Origin of the sequence: Sphingobacterium lactis (assembly GCF_051951495.1) — a bacterium.
GTDB classification, from domain to species: domain Bacteria; phylum Bacteroidota; class Bacteroidia; order Sphingobacteriales; family Sphingobacteriaceae; genus Sphingobacterium; species Sphingobacterium lactis_A.
Genome location: NZ_JBNHAS010000002.1, coordinates 734,044 through 751,604, shown reverse-complemented (window position 1 = coordinate 751,604; position 17,561 = coordinate 734,044). Strand labels below are relative to the sequence as shown.

General features: G+C 43.0%; 9 protein-coding genes and 1 pseudogene. 3 read left to right on the top strand and 7 right to left on the bottom strand.

The genetic code is table 11. The features are described 5' to 3' along the window. Nucleotides 1-6 precede the first annotated feature (6 nt). The 3 genes from ACP6L2_RS10930 (at nt 7) to ACP6L2_RS10920 (ending at nt 6,681) form a co-directional block, all read left to right on the top strand. Nucleotides 7-5,412, top strand: a complete 5,406-nt coding sequence (locus ACP6L2_RS10930) for an N-6 DNA methylase (protein WP_434426520.1) — start codon at nt 7-9, stop codon at nt 5,410-5,412. Nucleotides 5,413-5,696: 284 nt separating this feature from the next. Continuing rightward, entirely contained in the window at nt 5,697-6,317 is a 621-nt protein-coding gene (locus ACP6L2_RS10925; protein WP_440509217.1) for a DUF305 domain-containing protein, read from the top strand. Between the two features lie 28 nt (nt 6,318-6,345). Continuing rightward, the gene (locus ACP6L2_RS10920) at nt 6,346-6,681 is read left to right on the top strand and encodes a four-helix bundle copper-binding protein (RefSeq protein ID WP_002993225.1); all 336 of its coding nucleotides are present in this window, start codon (nt 6,346-6,348) and stop codon (nt 6,679-6,681) included. Nucleotides 6,682-6,885: 204 nt separating this feature from the next. Here ACP6L2_RS10920 and ACP6L2_RS10915 read toward each other — a convergent pair. The 7 genes and pseudogenes from ACP6L2_RS10915 to ACP6L2_RS10885 form a co-directional block, all read right to left on the bottom strand. Then, nucleotides 6,886-8,002: pseudogene (locus ACP6L2_RS10915) on the bottom strand (IS256 family transposase). A gap of 88 nt (nt 8,003-8,090) precedes the next feature. Next, nucleotides 8,091-8,918 carry an RteC domain-containing protein gene (locus tag ACP6L2_RS10910; RefSeq protein WP_440509215.1) on the bottom strand — a complete coding sequence of 276 codons (828 nt, stop codon included), beginning with the start codon at nt 8,916-8,918 and terminating at the stop codon, nt 8,091-8,093. Between the two features lie 151 nt (nt 8,919-9,069). Beyond that, nucleotides 9,070-10,011: a thymidine phosphorylase gene (locus ACP6L2_RS10905; protein ID WP_002993220.1), complete on the bottom strand. Its 942-nt coding sequence runs from the start codon at nt 10,009-10,011 to the stop codon at nt 9,070-9,072. Nucleotides 10,012-10,083: 72 nt separating this feature from the next. After that, nucleotides 10,084-10,557, bottom strand: coding sequence for a heme-binding domain-containing protein (locus ACP6L2_RS10900; protein WP_440509213.1), 474 nt, complete (start codon nt 10,555-10,557; stop codon nt 10,084-10,086). Between the two features lie 23 nt (nt 10,558-10,580). Next, entirely contained in the window at nt 10,581-12,164 is a 1,584-nt protein-coding gene (locus tag ACP6L2_RS10895; RefSeq protein WP_002993218.1) for an efflux RND transporter periplasmic adaptor subunit, read from the bottom strand. A gap of 25 nt (nt 12,165-12,189) precedes the next feature. Then, complete coding sequence (locus tag ACP6L2_RS10890; RefSeq protein ID WP_002993217.1) at nt 12,190-13,656, bottom strand: TolC family protein; 1,467 nt, start codon at nt 13,654-13,656, stop codon at nt 12,190-12,192. Next, a complete protein-coding gene (locus tag ACP6L2_RS10885; protein WP_002993216.1) occupies nt 13,643-17,494 on the bottom strand; it encodes an efflux RND transporter permease subunit in 3,852 nt (1,283 codons plus the stop codon). Before ACP6L2_RS10885 ends, ACP6L2_RS10890 begins: the two co-directional genes overlap by 14 nt. Between the last annotated feature and the right edge of the window lie 67 nt (nt 17,495-17,561).

Here is a 17,561-nt window from a genome sequence, read left to right as displayed (position 1 = left end):
CATCTCTTGGACAATATCGAAGCCCTGCGGATTGCCTTTACATTGGAAAAAGAGCAACGAAACGCTACCGTGGGTGAAAGACTGTCAATGAAACAATACAGCGGATTTGGCGGTCTTAAATTCGTATTGAACCCCATAGCAAATGAAATAGATATCAACCATTGGAGGAAAACCGAACACGATTTATTCCCCATTACGCTGGAACTCCACAAACTGCTCAAAGAAAAGTCCGAAGACGATAAGCAATACCGCCGATACGTGGACAGTATGAAAAGCTCCGTGCTGACGGCTTTTTATACACCTCCACAGGTAATTGATGCAATTTCCGAAACCCTGCGGGAAAGCGATGTAAATATTCAGAAATTCCTTGAACCCTCCGCAGGTATCGGCTCGTTTATACAATCCTTTTCCGAAAACCAACAAACCAAAGTAACTGCCTATGAAAAAGATTTGCTGACAGGCAAAATCCTAAAACACCTCTATCCCGAAAGCAATATCCGTGTGAGCGGTTTTGAGGAAATCCCCGAAAAGGAACAAAATAGCTATGATGTTGTTGCAAGCAACATTCCGTTTGGCGATACTTCCGTGTTCGATCTTACGTTTTCCCGAAGCAAAGACCCCGCAAAAATACAGGCTGCCCGTAGCATACACAATTATTTCTTTTTGAAAGGAAACGATATGCTCCGTGAGGGTGGTTTGCAGGTATTTATTACTTCGCAAGGAATTTTAAACAGCCCCAACAATGAGCCGATACGTAGGGCGTTAATGAAAAGCAACCATCTGGTGTCGGTTGTCCGATTGCCAAACAACCTGTTCACGGAATATGCAGGTACAGAAGTCGGAAGCGACCTGATTATCCTGCAAAAGAATACGGCAAAACAACCTCTGAGCGAATTGGAAGAGCTGTTTTGCCAAAGCAGGCAGACCAAATACGATACTTCAAGCAATGCTTTTTTCCGTGACGGTACGAGGGTCATACATACCGACCGTAAGATAGATACCGACCCATACGGAAAACCTGCAATTATCTATACGCATAAAGACGGTGTTGCGGGGATTGCCAAAGATTTGAAGCAAATGCTTTCCGAAGATTTTGGAAAGCACCTGAATTTTGATTTGTACAAAGGCGAAAGCAACGATGAACCTATCGTACAAATTCCGATTACGCCAACGCCGGCACCTCCGGCTACTGAACCCGAAATCATACAACCCGAACGACCGCGTTTTACTGCACCAGCCATTGTACAGGAAAGCCAGCAGGAATTAAAACAGCTAAGCATTTTCGACCTGTTTGAAAATGTAAATGAAACCGTAGCGGTTATTACCCCGCCAAAGAAAACCACCCAAGCCAAAAGACAAACGACAAAAAGAAAACGTACCCCAAGAGGTCGGCAAACCGACCTCTTTAGCGGAGCGATGCAACAGTCCTATACATCTCCAGCATCAAACGGCACGGTCAATAAAACCTTACAAACCAATGGCACAAAACAGAAAACAATCGGCGATTTATTTTCACAGGCAAACAGTAATGGCCAAGCCGATAAGTCAGCCGGTACCGTACCTGCTACTGTTCCCGAACCTGCTCCGTACAGTGACGAACTCCAACAGTTTCACCGTAACGATTGCCTTGTCGTAGATAACGGTTGGGTCGGCTATTTGCAGGAAGTGGATAAAAGTGATGCAAGGGCAATATTCCACCCGTTGCAGTTACCGTCTTTGCAAAAAGCAAGAGCCGAAGCATATATCCAAGTTCGTGATACCTATATCGACCTCTACCAAAAAGAAGCCGAGAAACATTCAGAACACAAGGAAGAAAGGGAAAACCTTAACCGCTTATACGATGCTTTTGTCAAAAGGTACGGAAATCTCAACAGTGCGGACAATATCAAGCTCATCAAAACAGACAGTGTAGGCAAAGAAATGCCCTATCTGGAGCGTGTCGTTGGTGGTGTAATCCATAAGGCAGATATATTCAGCCGTCCTGTAAGTTTTTCTACCGCAACCATTGCAACGGACAATCCCGAAGAAGCGTTATCGGCTTCGCTGAACAAATACGGAAGCGTGGATTTGGACTTTATGTCCGAAATCAGCGGTATGCCTGCTGATGCTTTGAAAGAAGCCTTACACGGTCTCATCTACTACAATCCATTGCAAAAGGAATATGAAATATTCGAACGCTGGGTTGCGGGCAATGTAGTGGAGAAAGCCAACGAAATAAGAGATTACCTCGAAAGCAATCCCGATGATACCCAAGCTAAAGAAAGCCTTACCGTTTTGGAAGAAGCCCGACCAAGACGTATCGAATTTGAGGAACTCGATTTTAATCTGGGCGAACGCTGGATACCCACTGGCATCTACGCCCGATTTGCATCGCATCTGTTCGACGCAGATGTGAAAATCCACTATTCGGACAGTGCCGATGATTTTTCCGTCACCTGCAAACAGAAAAATGTCCATATATGGGATAAATATGCGGTCAAAGCCCAAAGCCGGACGTATGACGGGATTGCCCTGCTGAAGCACGCCCTTGTCAATACCACACCCGATATTTCCAAAACGGTACAGGTTGACGGAAAGAATGTCAAGGTACGGGATATGGAAGCCATACAAATGGCGAATACCAAGATTGACGAAATCCGAACCTCCTTTAACGATTGGCTCCACGCCCAAAACGATGAGTTCAAGATAAGGATGACTGACCAATACAACGACACCTTTAACTGTTTTGTCCGACCGCACTACGACGGTTCCCATCAGGTGTTTCCGGAATTGGACCGAAAAGCATTGGGTATTGAAGACCTGTATTCAAGCCAAAAGGATGCTGTCTGGATAATAAAGCTCAATAACGGTGCTATCTGCGACCATGAAGTAGGTGCCGGAAAGACGTTGATAATGTGCACGGGTGCACAGGAAATGAAGCGTTTGGGACTGGCTCACAAACCGATGATTATCGGGTTGAAAGCGAATATACCTGAAATTGCCGAAGCCTACCGCACCGCCTATCCGCACGCTAAAATACTCTATCCGGGCATTGATGATTTTACGCCCCAAAAACGACTGCGGATTTTCGGAGATATTAAGAACAACGAGTGGGATTGTGTGATATTGACCCACGACCAGTTCGGAATGATACCCCAATCGCCCGAAATACAAAAGGAAATCCTGCAATCCGAACTGGACAGTGTGGAGGAAAATCTTGACGTTTTGCGAAGTCAGGGCGATGAAGTAACCCGGGGTATGCTCGCCGGAGCAGAGAAACAGAAAGAAAACCTCGAAGTCAAGCTGAAAACCCTGCAACACGACATTGAAAACCGCAAAGATGATATTGTGGACTTCAAGATGATGGGTATCGACCATTTATTTGTAGACGAAAGCCACCAATTCAAAAACCTGATTTTCAACACAAGGCATTCAAGGGTTGCAGGATTGGGCAATCAACAGGGAAGCCTAAAGGCACTGAATCTTTTGTTTGCTATACGGACTATACAGGAACGTACCGATGCGGATATGGGGGCAACTTTCCTTTCGGGTACGACTATCAGCAATTCACTGACCGAATTGTACCTGTTGTTCAAATACCTGCGACCAAGGGCTTTGGCAAAACAGGGCATTAACTCGTTTGATGCGTGGGCGGCAATCTACGCAAAGAAAACAACCGATTATGAGTTTTCGGTCGCCAATAATATCGTGGCAAAAGAGCGTTTCCGCTACTTTATCAAAGTGCCGGAACTCGCTCAATTCTACTCCGAAATCACGGATTACCGTACCGCCGAAATGATTGGAATAGACCGTCCCGAAAAGAACGAGATATTTTACAACATACCTCCAACTCCAGACCAGGAGAAGTTTATTGAAAAGCTGATGGAGTTTGCCAAATCAGGCAAAGGGGAATTACTTGGCAGAAAACCGCTATCTAAAAAAGAAGAAAAAGCAAAAATGCTTATCGCTACGGACTACGCTCGAAAGATGTCTTTGGATATGCGAATGGTAAGCCCCCATTACCAAGACCACGCCGATAACAAAGCTTCCCATTGTGCAGATAATATTGCTAAATATTACAATAAATTCAATGCACAGAAAGGCACGCAGTTCATCTTCTCGGATTTGGGAACATACAAGCCAAATCAGTGGAATATCTACTCCGAAATCAAACGTAAGCTCGTGGAAGACCACGACATACCTGCACACGAAATCCGCTTTATACAGGAAGCGAAGAATGACAAGCAACGAAAAGAGCTAATCAAAGGAATGAACGAGGGCAAAATCCGTGTCCTTTTCGGTTCTACGAGTATGCTCGGTACAGGTGTGAACGCACAGAAAAGAGCCGTTGCCGTACACCATTTAGATACGCCGTGGCGACCGTCCGACCTTGCGCAAAGGGACGGTAGGGCTATCCGCAAAGGCAATGAGATTGCCAAGCATTTTAACGACAATAAAGTGGATGTAATCATCTATGCCGTTGAAAAATCGCTGGATAGTTATAAGTTCAACCTGCTGCACAACAAACAGCTATTTATTGACCAATTAAAATCCAACAATCTTGGTAAACGGACGATTGACGAAGGTGGTATGGATGAAAAGTCGGGTATGAATTTCTCGGAATATGTAGCTATCCTTATGGGCAATACCGACCTTTTGGACAAAGCTAAAATAGAGAAACAGATTGCCGGATTGGAAAGCGAAAGGCAATCGTTCAATCGTTCAAAATCAAGTGCCAAGTACAAACTGGAAGATTATGAGGCAGAACTTGGAAAAGCCCAATCCCGCTATGACCGTATGAGCCTTGATTGGAATAATTTGCAGGGACGTATCCAAAAAAACACTGACGGTTCCGTTGCCAACCTTATTAAATTAGACGTTTTGTCGCCCAATGCGGATATAAAACAAATCGGTGCAAAGCTCAATCAGCTTGCCGACAAATCCCGAACGGGTGGGGATTATGAAGAAATCGGTAATCTGTATGGCTTTCAACTTTTGGTAAAAACGGAAATGTCACAAAAAGAGGGGGTGGATATTCGTGTAAACCGTTTTTTTATTCAAGGTGAGGGTACTATCAAATATACATTCAACAATGGTGTAATGGCAAAAGATCCCGAAACAGCTTCACTAAATTTTATTAAAGCATTGGAAAAGCTGCCCACCTATATCAGAAAAGAACAGGAGAATATGGCAGATTTCCAAAAAAACATTCCAATACTTAAGGAAGTAATCAATGGTACGTGGACAAAAGAAAACCGACTTAGCGAACTCAAAACGGAGTTGGCGGCAATTGAGCGGAAAATACAGTTATCTAACACTCCGGAACCAATAGAAAATTCTACAGAACAAGTCGAAAAGCAGCAAGAAAATCCAAAGGCTATGGAAAGCGTAGTACCGACAAAAAGTATTTATATGTCACGGGGAGTATTGTAAAAACATTTACCCATTCATACATTTTCCTAATCACAACATCTCAGGTTCGTTCAATTTATTTCTGGACTGTGATTCATTTCAAAATTGATGAATAAATAGTAGCATAAACCACTACATTACAGAAATAATCTTACACCCACATATCTTATCTGTAGCTCGTTTTGAATCCAAAAAATCAAACAAATTGAATTGTATGTTGTTGTGTCTATGTGTTCTATCAAAAAAAGTCTTTAACATTTCATTATTAAAAGAGAAAAGGAAATTGATAATAATAATATACATCTATGAAATTAGCGATAAAAATAATGGCAATAGCAGGAATACTGTTATTTATCCAAGCGTGCGATAAGGACGATATCAACAAAATCAAAATCCAGAATCACGATGACAATGAAATGATGACTATCATGCACAACATGATGGATGAGATGATGGCCATGCAAATGCCCCCCGACCCTGATAATGCTTTTGCTCTGATGATGCGAATGCATCATCAGGGAGCGATCGACATGGCAAATAAGGAACTGCAATCCGGCGATGATGCGCAAATGAGGGAGATGGCCCAGAAAATAATTAAAGACCAGAAGGCTGAGATTCGAGAATTAACCACATTTCTCAATGGTCACGTACCGCATCTAAATGTTCCCGAATTTGTTACAGAGCAGATGAAAAATATGGAACGCTCAGGCAGAGTGACAGATCTCCAAATCATTAATGGAGACACGGATCACGATTTTGCCATGTTGATGATTCAGCATCATCAAAATGCAATTGGAAACGCAAAATTGGAACTTATTTACGGACACGAAAGTGCTATGCAGACAATGGCAAAAAATATTATTGAAAAACAGGATCAGGAAATCTCGGAGATTCAAACCTGGTTATTAGCTAATAAGAATAGATAAATAATTTCTCACTTTAAACAATAAAATTATGTCACATCAACAATTTCAAAAATGTATTGACGAATGCTACGCCTGTGCTGTAGCTTGTAACCATTGTGCAGCTTCTTGCTTGCAAGAGGACAATGTAAAAATGATGGCTCGATGTATCCAGCTTGATCTGGAATGTGCAGCCATATGTAGAGCCGCAGCCGAACTCATGAGTTTGGGAAGCCAATATAGCCGTCACCTTTGCAAGCTATGTGCGGAGATTTGTAGAGCGTGTGGAGATGAATGTGCTAAGCATGATATGCAACATTGCAAAGAGTGTGCGGATGCTTGCTACAAATGCGCAGAAGCTTGTGAGCAAATGGCAACGGCGGTATAATCTCATTATTGGTAGAAGTCTAAAAACCTCCAATGAATTCAAACTGGGTAAAGAATTTCAGGACCGTTTCCATTTGTAAACGATAGTTAGGGAAAGAGGAAAATGGACTGGCTCCTTCGCCGAATAATGATCGACGGGAGTGTAAAATAAACTGTGTCAATGGTTGAATTACCGCCCCGCGGGGCGGTAATTCAACCATTTTTCTTATTGCAAATCTAACACCATTCTTCCCGGAAACCAAATTGCTAATTTCTGTGCTGTTGTTCCCCAATTGGCTAGTGGCATCGTCCATTTCTTCTTAATGTTGTTATGTGCTAAATAAATCAATTTCAATAACGCTATATCGGAGGTGAATGCACCTTTAGTTTTGGTGACCTTACGCACTTGGCGATGAAATCCTTCGATCGTGTTAGTCGTGTATATCAACTTTCGGATGGATTTATCGTATCGGAAATAGGTGGTCAGACGATCCCAGTTGCGTCGCCAGGATTCAATGACCACAGGATACTTTTCACCCCATTTATCCTGAAGTTCATCCATCCGAAGCTCGGCTAGATCCAACGTATCGGCCCTATATACGGGTTTTAGATCGTTCATGAACTCCTTTTGATCCTTAATGGCTACATACTTTAGGCTGTTTCGGATTTGATGTACTACACAGGTCTGTACTTCGGTGTCGGGAAAAACACTCTGTATCGCTTCGGAAAACCCTTTTAAATTATCGATACAAGCAATTAAGATATCCTCTACGCCTCGATTTTGTAAATCAGTCAATACGCTCAACCAAAAGTTAGCTCCCTCATTCTCCGAAACATACATCCCTATCAGATGCTTATGTCCATTTCGATCAATGCCAAGAATATTGTATACTGCCCGCGAAACAAACCGATGGTCTTCTTTTACTTTGTAGTGCATGGCGTCCATCCAAACAATCGTATAAAGCGAGTCTAGACTTCTTGATTGCCACTCCTTGACCTGGGGAATGATCTTATCGGTAATCGAAGAAAGCTAAAATCGTCTCACGTTTCTTAATAAGCTGGGGTTCGAAGTTAGACCGACGGTCACGCGGAGTATCGATCTCGATAGTGCCATCTGAGGTGCGAATCTGCTTGCTGGACTTGCCGTTACGACGATTACCACAAGAGCGTTCAGCTTCATCCAGATGGCTCTCAATCTCAGCTTCTAGCGCTGCTTCTAAAAACTTTTTCATTAAAGGAGCAAAAGCTCCGTTCTTGCCATAAAGTGATTCACCACTACGTAACTGTTCTAGGGCCAGGTCCTTCATGGACTCAAAATCAAAATCGCTTTCCTTAATACTCATAATTACTATGTCAAAAATAATACTTCTGTTTATTATCCTTGACACAGTTTATTTTACAGTCTCTGATCGACAAAATCGTCTTTTGATTTTATATTTCGTCCTGTTCTTCCATTTTTTTAATCAAAGCATCACGTAAGCTGTCAAGGAATTTCGTTCGGTTCAGCTTTCTTGCTTTGAGTTCCAAAAATGTATGGTAAAAATCGCCCAAATCAACATTAAAACTGTTTTCAAAAAATCTGACTATGGTTATAATATCTGTATTCCCATTATTGAAGACGGCTTGAGAATGCAGTCCGTAAATCAATTCCGTTAAAGCCGCTTTGCTTCCCGTCCAACTTAATGTTGGTAGGTCTATTGATTTATCTTTATAGATTATGTTGTGAAGTTGGTCTTCAAGATAAACTTGAATCAGGTCATTGGCAATTATTTTTGCCGCTTTATAATCGTGGGATGTAGAAAACCGGTGGTCGGTTTCAAAATAAACCGTGTCCAAACTTAACTTTATATCGTGTTTGCCCCGAACAAATAACTTTTCATCTACAAATGAACTGCCTGTTCGGTAATATTTATAGAATTCAAGGTTACTCTCAAAATACCGTTTGAGTTTCCTTAGCTCACCATTAATGTATTTCCTAATATCTTTTATATCATTAGGTTTTTTTGTCTCTATTTTATAGATAGCGTTATAGTAAATGAGTTTTGAAACAATGACTGGTTTTTGATATTTGAAAAAGTGGATCTCTTCATTTATACTATCAAAGCCATTTTTTAGTGTATATTCCTTTATTTCGGAAAGTCTCGATAATATCAACTCGATAATAACTTCATACAAAGCTATGGAACCATCCAGTTCAAGAGACACCTCTTTTATTTCATCTTCTAGTTTCTTTATTATTTCCTCGTAATAATTGCTCATTAAGTAACATTTTTAATTCATCAAAAGAGGTCGGATTCTAAATCCGACCTCATAGAAAGTCAAACTTAATAGGACAAATTCAATCCGAACCCCCAGCCCATATCGCTGTCATAATGGGTAGTAGCGGCAATGTTTCTGGTCAAAATGTATTTTAGACCACCCATATACTCTTTGTCTGTGCCATTTTTGTACTTCTCATTTTTGCAGTTTCACCTACAGGAATATCTATAACAACGTGCGTGGAACCCGCCGCTGCTTTTTTTGAGAGTACCGAAGCAATTAGCTGTCCCTCGCTATCTATATCGAGGGCTTTTTCGATTTTTATCAGCAGATCATCTGCCGGGCTTAACTGGGCTGTTCCACCCCAAACGATACACCCCCCTTCCTTATGAACCACTTCTTTTATTTTTTCAGGGGAAAGCGTTACATTGGTAAATACTTCCATGGTATCTGCAGTACCGGCAGGCGAGGTAATGGCACGGGAAGACGTTTTGGGCATTGTAAGGCCAAAGGCAGTAACAATGGCAACTACCAACGGTGTTGTTCTATTGCCTGGTAACCCTCCGATGCAATGCTTATCAACAACAATCTCCTTGTTCCAGTGCAATTGCATACCAGAAGCAATCATGGCTTTTGTAAGATAGGTGATTTCATCAAGATCCATTCTATTTCCGGCACAGGCGGTGATAAATGCTGTGAGGTCGATATTGGAATAATTGCCCTGAACTATATCCGTAATGATTTCATTGTACGCCAAGTAATCCAGTTTCTGATTGTAGATTTTTGCCCGTACGTGGCTTAAAGATTTAATAGGTTCCAAATGTGAAACATACAAAGTTTCATTTGGGGAAACATTCAGTTTTTTTGCTGCGGCGTCCGATAACCCAATTTCATCAGTCAATAGAAGATTGGATGAAATTACATTAAGACTTGCTACGATTGAGTCCGTTGCAGTGGATATTCTAATTCGGGTAAGTGCCTCAAAGCCTTCTGAAGCACAAACGTGGCAGTTTTCATGCATATATACTACATTCTCGTTTTGAGTGTAGATTCCGAGATGTTTGTATTTTAAGATATTAGATTGGTTTTCCACTTTTCCTGTTATTAAAATTTACGTTTTGAGTCTATTTCCGAAGGAACCGTCTGTACTATTAACACTCTAAACTTATTCATTATCCATCAACGAGTTAAAGTATTCAACTAACAGCTTCTTATCTTCCATGCTTAGACGAGCACCCCCATGCATCCACGTATATGAACTCAACGGCATTTTACCTTTCTCGATTTGCTCAATAATCTGGCTAAACTTTGAGTTTATCCTTCTCGGGCTGTAATTTGGCAAATCATCAAAGTTCAATTTCTCTTTTCCTTCGGTTATATGATCTGCCATGAACCAACCCAAAGGCTGAACATTAGTGTACCAAGGGTATTGGGTATTATTGCTATGGCAGTCATAGCATGATACCGACAGGATTGCATTAACTTTTGCATCGACCTTAAATGAATCAACAAAAACCTGGCCCGCAGGAACCGGGGATAGGTTCCTTTGGAGGGTTATAAATTGCATTAACACAAACACACTTAACAGAACTGTTAAAATTACTTTGTATGCTTTCGTTCGTTTTCCGTTTTTTTTCATGATCTAATATTAATCAAGTACCATTATCCCCGGTCATAGAGACAGCAACTCGGTAAGTCGTCATAAACCGCCTTGGGAGCCTTGTCCAGCTCTGTATCGTGACCAACATTAGCAATAGCTTTGCTTATGGCACTTTTTGAGGTTACTTTTGAATCGAAATCCAAATGGATAACTTTGGCATTAACATCCCAGTTTGCGGAAATCACCCCCTTGACACTTTTGGCCGCTTTCTCAATCCGGCTTTTGCACATTTCACAATTTCCTGATACTTTCAACATATCATGGGTCTTATTGACATTGGTTTGAGCATCGCCATGCTGATGTCCGGCAGCCGATGCTGCGCCATCGTTATTCATCATACTGATTTTACCTTCCAGCTGGGCACTTGCATCAACGGTGAAAGCTCCCTTGGTCACGATTTCCTCGCCATTTTCCAGCCCCGACATAACAACATATTGGTCGCCCAATGAGGGGCCCAAGACGATCTCCCGAAGTTTAAAAGCAGGCGTGGATGTATTTGGCTGTTTTACGTAAACTATGGAGCGCTTCCCTGTCCATAAAACCGCCGACTTGGGAATGACCAACTCATCGTTGTAGCCCTTTAAAGGAGCAGTGATCCTTGCTGTTGCATACATTTCAGGTTTGAGATTGCGATCCCGGTTATCGGCTTCGACCCTGATTTTTGCTGTTCTTGAATTGGCATCAAGGATAGGGTTAATAAAGGCAATCCGCCCATTATAGACTTTTCCGGGCAAACTCCGTAATGTATATTCCAGCTGATCTCCCACCTTTAGAAATGGCAGATCTGTTTCATACGCATCAAAAACCGCCCATAACTTGGAAAGGTTTGAAATGGTGTACAAGACGCTCCCTTGGCCGATATAATCGCCCGGGTTTACATTTTTTGCTATGACAACACCACTTGTATTCGCATATATATTGACGTAGGGTGAAACTTCGTTGGATGTCAATATTTTGCTTATCTGATCCTCTGACACCTTCCATAAACTCAGCTTCTCTTTCGCGGCATCCAATAGGAGGGGCTGCATATCCTGCAATTTTGCAGCTTCGAGCAATTCTTGCTGCGCCGTCAATAAATCAGGCGAATAGATTTTGGCTATCAGTTGTCCTTCTCTTACCGACTCGCCAGTAAAGGTTACGTAAAGATTTTCAATACGGCCATTGACATGCGATGTTTGGGATTGTTGTAAACGTTCGTCCACCTGAATAGTCCCATACAGTTGGACATCTTTAACAGCGTCTTGGTGGCCGACAATCGAAGTCTGGATATTCGCCAATGCTATGGCTTCTTCTGACATCTGGATGGCGTCATCGTCAATTACATCATCACCTCCCCCGGATGATTTCAAGGGAATTAGATCCATTGCACATATCGGGCATTTCCCCGGTTTATCCATTCTGATCTGGGGGTGCATGGAGCAAGTCCATACTGTTTCCCCGTCCTCGGTCACTTCCATTTCAAGGTCATGGCTGTGATCATGGGACGAATTCCCGCCAAATATCGCCCAGCCAAGCAGTAGTCCGGACAATAATATAACCCCGTAAGTTACCGCCTTATTTCTAAAAATATTTTTCAGTTTATTCATTGCTAAGAATTTCAAAATAATTGCATTATTTATGGTCTGCTAATAATTTTTTTATTGACACAACCATCGTATTATAGTTGGCAAGGGCCTCAGCTTTCCTAAGCTGATAATCCAATAATTGCCGCTGCACCTGAATAACGTTGGTCAAGTCACTTTTGCCTGTAACGAACTCTTTTACGATCAGGTTATATGTCGTTTGGGCGAGCGTAGTTTGTTTTTCGTACAGCTCGATGGCACGCTGAGCATCATCCAGTTGGCTTTTGAGACTGTAAAACTCGCTTTTCAAAGTGTTGAAGGTGTTTTTAAAGTTCTCTTCGCTTGATTTTCGCCATAGCCTGCTTTCGTTTTGCTGGGCATTGTATTTTTTACGGAAGAGTGGCAGGCTCACTGAAACCATAGGCATGACCATATCCTTACCGTTCATCCCGTCCATGGCCAGCATTGAATTATTCGTCCTTCCCACAACCATGTATTCCACACCGATACCAATCATGGGATAACTCATTTTCCGATCCATTTCCGCTTTTGCCTTAAATGCCAAGCCTTCTTCGGCAATCATTTCAAGCATGGGGTTGTTTGCCTCAATAACCCTTAGTGCCTCTTCCTCGCTATATAAAAAATTCAGCTTGTGGATCTCTTGTCCCAGCATGACCTTTTCAGTTGCTTCCCGATTCAACAATGCATTGAATTTTGCTTTTTCGGCTTTAATCTGAGCATGTAAACTTTCAATGTTATTTTCAATTTCGACAATTTCCAATTGGATACGAAGCACCTCTGACATACCCGATCCGGAGCCACCTTCCATTGCTCCCATGCCACCACCGGACGGCATACTCATATTCTGATTAGTAGCAGGAGCTGAATTGCCTCCTCCCATACTCATCCCTCCCATACCCGATGAAGCACTAGATCTGGTTGGTGAGGAAGGCGTATTACTGCTTACGACGGGTGCTACACTTGATTGTGAGGTGCTTGAGGGCGCAGAGAATTTCCGTATTGCCAATTGTTCCAATTGTTTTAGAAACACTTGGTTTTCCTGATTATTCTTGAGTTGCTCGTTCAATTTTTGCATCGTGTACCACTGTGTGCTGACCTGAAGGATCAGATTATTTATGGCTTCCCGATACTGTTGATCTTGCATATTGGCCATATGTGTAGCCTCTGTGCGAGCTGCTTTTCTCGTGCCGAACCATGGAAACATTTGCATCAAGCTCACATTTCCAATAGAACGCCCTCCTATAATTTCCATAGGCATCGTATATGCTTCCATGGACAATTCGGGGTCTTGGTATGCTCCGGCTTGCGGAATTTTTTCAAGGTATGCCTCATGCGCATACTTTTGTGATTTTACACCCGGATTATTTTCGATTGCGACTTGTATATAATAGGACAGCGAATCGGTGGGGTAGTCTTGGGCTAAAGCTTGCGAAAAAATGCTTAAGCTTGTTAATACAGCCACGGTTATATACCGATTTATCTTATTCGTTTTCATTCGCTATATTTTTATTATTTTTTCTATTTTCTTTTTTAGTGGCAGATTCCCTCCACCAGCACTGGAATACTGGAACCACAAACATGGTCATGGATTGGATCAGCATGCCGCCGAAAGTCGGGATGGCCATTGGTACCATGATTTCCGCACCTTTACCGGTAGAGGTCAGGACAGGCAGTAAGGCGATCAGTGCTGTAGCAGTGGTCATCGCTGCCGGTCTGACACGCTTTAAGCCTGCGTATATGACTGCTTCCCGTATTTCATCTTTTGTTCTGGGGTTCCGTGCTTCAAATGTATCGTGGATGTATGTTCCCATTAATACACCATCACTCGTCGCCAGTCCGAACAGGGCGATAAATCCTACCCAAACGGCAATGCTGAGATTGATGCTGTGCATCTGGAACAGATCCCTCATATTTGTCCCTCCGACAGAGAAATCCATAAACCAAGGCTGTCCGTAAAGCCACAACAAAATAAAACCTCCTGCAAGAGCTACAAAAACACCGGAAAAATGAATTAACGATGCTGTAACCGTTCGGAACTGAAAGTAGAGAATTACTAAAATGGCTAACAAACTCAGTGGTATAATAAGCATTAGCCTTTTTGCGGCACGTTCTTGCTGTTCATAATTTCCGGCAAACTTATACGTCACCCCGTTGGGTAAATCCAGTTCTCCAGACGCTATTTTTTCCTTTAGGAGTTGATCCGCTTCGTATACTACGTCGACTTCCGCTATGCCACTTTTTTTATCAAAGATTACATAACCCAACAAAAAGGTATTTTCACTTTGGATCATCTGAGCGCCCTTGGCATATTCAACATCCACCACATCCCCCAATGGAATCTGAGCTCCTGTAGCTGTCGGAATGATTATTTTTCGCAACGCATCCGGGTCATCCCGTAATTCTCGTGGGTAGCGCAGGCGAACGGGAAACCGTTCCCGGCCTTCGACTGTAGTGGTCAACGTCATACCGCCGACTGCCGCACTGATTACTTCCTGAAGCTCGGCAACGGTAATACCGTATCTGGCCATTCTATCCCGGTTCAGATGGATTTCGATATAGGGTGCGCCAACAGCCCTGTCGTAGAAAACGGTCGATGGCATAACAGATGGAACATCCTTTAAGGCTGCTTCCAAGGCCTTGCCACCGATTTCAATCGACTCCAGATCCGGACCCGAAACCTTTAGCCCCATCGGAGCCCTCATTCCCGTAGAAAGCATTACCATTCTCGCTTCTATCGGTTGCAACTTAGGAGCGGAAGTCAATCCGGGCAGATGGGAAACATTGACGATCTCTTGCCATATATCGTCGGCCTTTTTAATTTCAGGACGCCATCTGCGGAAAAATTTTCCGCTTTTATCTTCAATCAGACTGTCCCGTGGTATGGAACGGAAACCATCGGAAACAGCATAGGTCTTGTCACCTTTCAACACGAATTCTCCGGAACTGTTTACCTTGAACCTTTCACGATGCCCGTCTTCATCCAGATAAAATTCCGGGATATAATTGATCGTATTTTCAAACATCTGTGTAGGAGCCGGATCAAGTGCAGAATTCACACGGCCCCATTTTCCTACGATAAGTTCGACTTCCGGTATGTTTTGAATACGTTTATCAAGTGTTCTGATCAATTGCAGGTTTTGTTCAATCCCAGTATGCGGCATACTGGTGGGCATCAAAAGGAAAGAACCTTCATTGAGGCTTGGCATAAATTCCTCCCCGATACCGGGAAATGTTTCGGTGGATTTTTGCCAGAAGGCAGTCTCCCGAAATGATTTCCAACCTGTCTTTTCGAAGCCATTTGCAACAAAACCAAAACTCTTCTCTACGCCCATCCATGCTAACATTCCGAATAATAAAGTAATGATAGGGATGGCCATGAATTTCCACCGGTTGGAAAGTGACCATCGAAGAATCTGTTCATAATAGATCACCAATGCCCATAACATTCCCAGGATGGAACCAATGGCAAAGAATACGAACACAAAGTTAAGTGTGGTGCTTGCCTGCGTGCCGAGTGGCAGCCACTCAACCGTCAGGTAATACATCGCTACAAAAAGTGTGATAGCAACATTAACGTAGTTGGCAATTTTTTCTCCTTTCCATCTTGGTGTAAACAGGTTGTTGACTCCGATCAAAGTCAATGCGAACGCGACAAAAACACCTGTATAGATCCAAAGAGCGATACCGGCAACTACCAAAACGTAGTTGGCTATCCGGCGAACTTTACTCCCATTGATACGGATTGAAAATATATAATAAGCCAGTGTTGGCAAGATAATAATGCCTAACACAAAGGCTGAAACCAAAGCAAAGGTTTTGGTGTATGCCAAGGGACCGAACAACTTACCTTCTTGTGCTTCCATCATAAAAACAGGTAAAAAGCTGATGATCGTGGTGAGCATCGCCGTTGACAAAGCACCCGACACTTCCGCAACAGCGGTGGAAATCAAGTTTACAAAGGCTTTCCCCCGACTCTCAACACCCTTGGCTTTTTCTTCATCCATATGGCGTAGTATGCTTTCGATAAAGACAATCCCCACATCCACCATGACCCCAATGGCAATGGCGATTCCCGAAAGGGCAACGATATTCGCCTCGACCCCCATTTGTTTCATGATTATGAAGGTCGCCAGTACGCCAATGGGCAAGATACTGGATATAAGAATCGATGCTCGCAGGTTGATCACCAGCACGATCACAACGATAATACAGATCAGGATTTCGTGTGCTAAAGCATTTTCCAGCGTCCCGATGGTTTCCTGGATTAAACCCGAGCGGTCATAAAACGGAACGACGGTGACTTTTGAAATAGTCCCATCCTCTAATGTTTTTTGAGGGAAACCTGCCTCCATTTCTTTGATCTTCGCCTTGACATTATTGATGACTTCCATGGGGTTGGTTCCATGCCGGGCAACTACTACACCGCCAACTGCTTCCACGCCTTCCTTATCCAATCCACCGCGTCGTGTGGAGGGTCCCAAATTGACAAACCCAACGTCTTTTATCTTTACGGGAACATTATTGCGCACAGCCACTACGGCATCTTCAAGATCCTGGACACTTTTAAGGTAGCCCAATCCACGCACCAGATATTCCGCTTTGTTTATTTCGATCGTCTCTGCACCGATATCCAGGTTGCTGTTTTGGATAGCCGACATGATATCCATTACGGATACATTGTATGCGCGCATCGCATCTGGATTGATATCGACTTGGTATTCTTTTACGAAACCTCCGATGGAAGCCACTTCGGAAACCCCTTCCGATGCTGCCAAATTATATTTGGCATAGAAATCCTGAATCGTGCGCAGCTCATCGGGGTCCCAGCCTCCTGTAGGTTTTCCGGTTTCGGGATTGCGTCCCTCCAGTGTATACCAAAAGACCTGCCCCAAAGCAGTGGCATCCGGCCCGAGCGTGGGCGTTACATCGGATGGTAATGTGCCGGCAGGCAATGAATTCAGTTTTTCCAGAATACGGGAACGGCTCCAATAAAACTCAACATCCTCTTCAAAAATGACATAGAGGAAGGACATGCCGAACATCGAACTGCTCCGGATTGTTTTTACGCCGGGGATGCCCAGTAAGGAGGTCGTGAGTGGATAGGTAATCTGCTCCTGTATATCTTTGGGAGACCTCCCCATCCATTCGGTCGCAACAATTTGCTGGTTCTCCCCAATGTTCGGAATCGCATCGACCGGCACAGGATCGCTCGGCAACGCATTTTGATGCCAATTAAAGGGCGCTGTAATCAGCCCCCATATAAGGACAACCACAAGTAATAACAGTGTTATTACTCGGTTCTCCAAAAAATATTTGATAATTTTTTTAAGCATAACATATACATTGTTTACATTTTAATATCAGATACCAGCCTACAGAAATCGACCGGTACCTGATATT

Bases quoted from the DNA above. Each gene is read 5' to 3' on its own strand.
- ACP6L2_RS10900 (WP_440509213.1), bottom strand. From the start codon at position 10,557: ATGAAAAAAAACGGAAAACGAACGAAAGCATACAAAGTAATTTTAACA.
- ACP6L2_RS10925 (WP_440509217.1), top strand. From the start codon at position 5,697: ATGAAATTAGCGATAAAAATAATGGCAATAGCAGGAATACTGTTATTT.
- ACP6L2_RS10920 (WP_002993225.1), top strand. From the start codon at position 6,346: ATGTCACATCAACAATTTCAAAAATGTATTGACGAATGCTACGCCTGT.
- ACP6L2_RS10890 (WP_002993217.1), bottom strand. From the start codon at position 13,656: ATGAAAACGAATAAGATAAATCGGTATATAACCGTGGCTGTATTAACA.
- ACP6L2_RS10885 (WP_002993216.1), bottom strand. From the start codon at position 17,494: ATGCTTAAAAAAATTATCAAATATTTTTTGGAGAACCGAGTAATAACA.
- ACP6L2_RS10910 (WP_440509215.1), bottom strand. From the start codon at position 8,918: ATGAGCAATTATTACGAGGAAATAATAAAGAAACTAGAAGATGAAATA.
- ACP6L2_RS10895 (WP_002993218.1), bottom strand. From the start codon at position 12,164: ATGAATAAACTGAAAAATATTTTTAGAAATAAGGCGGTAACTTACGGG.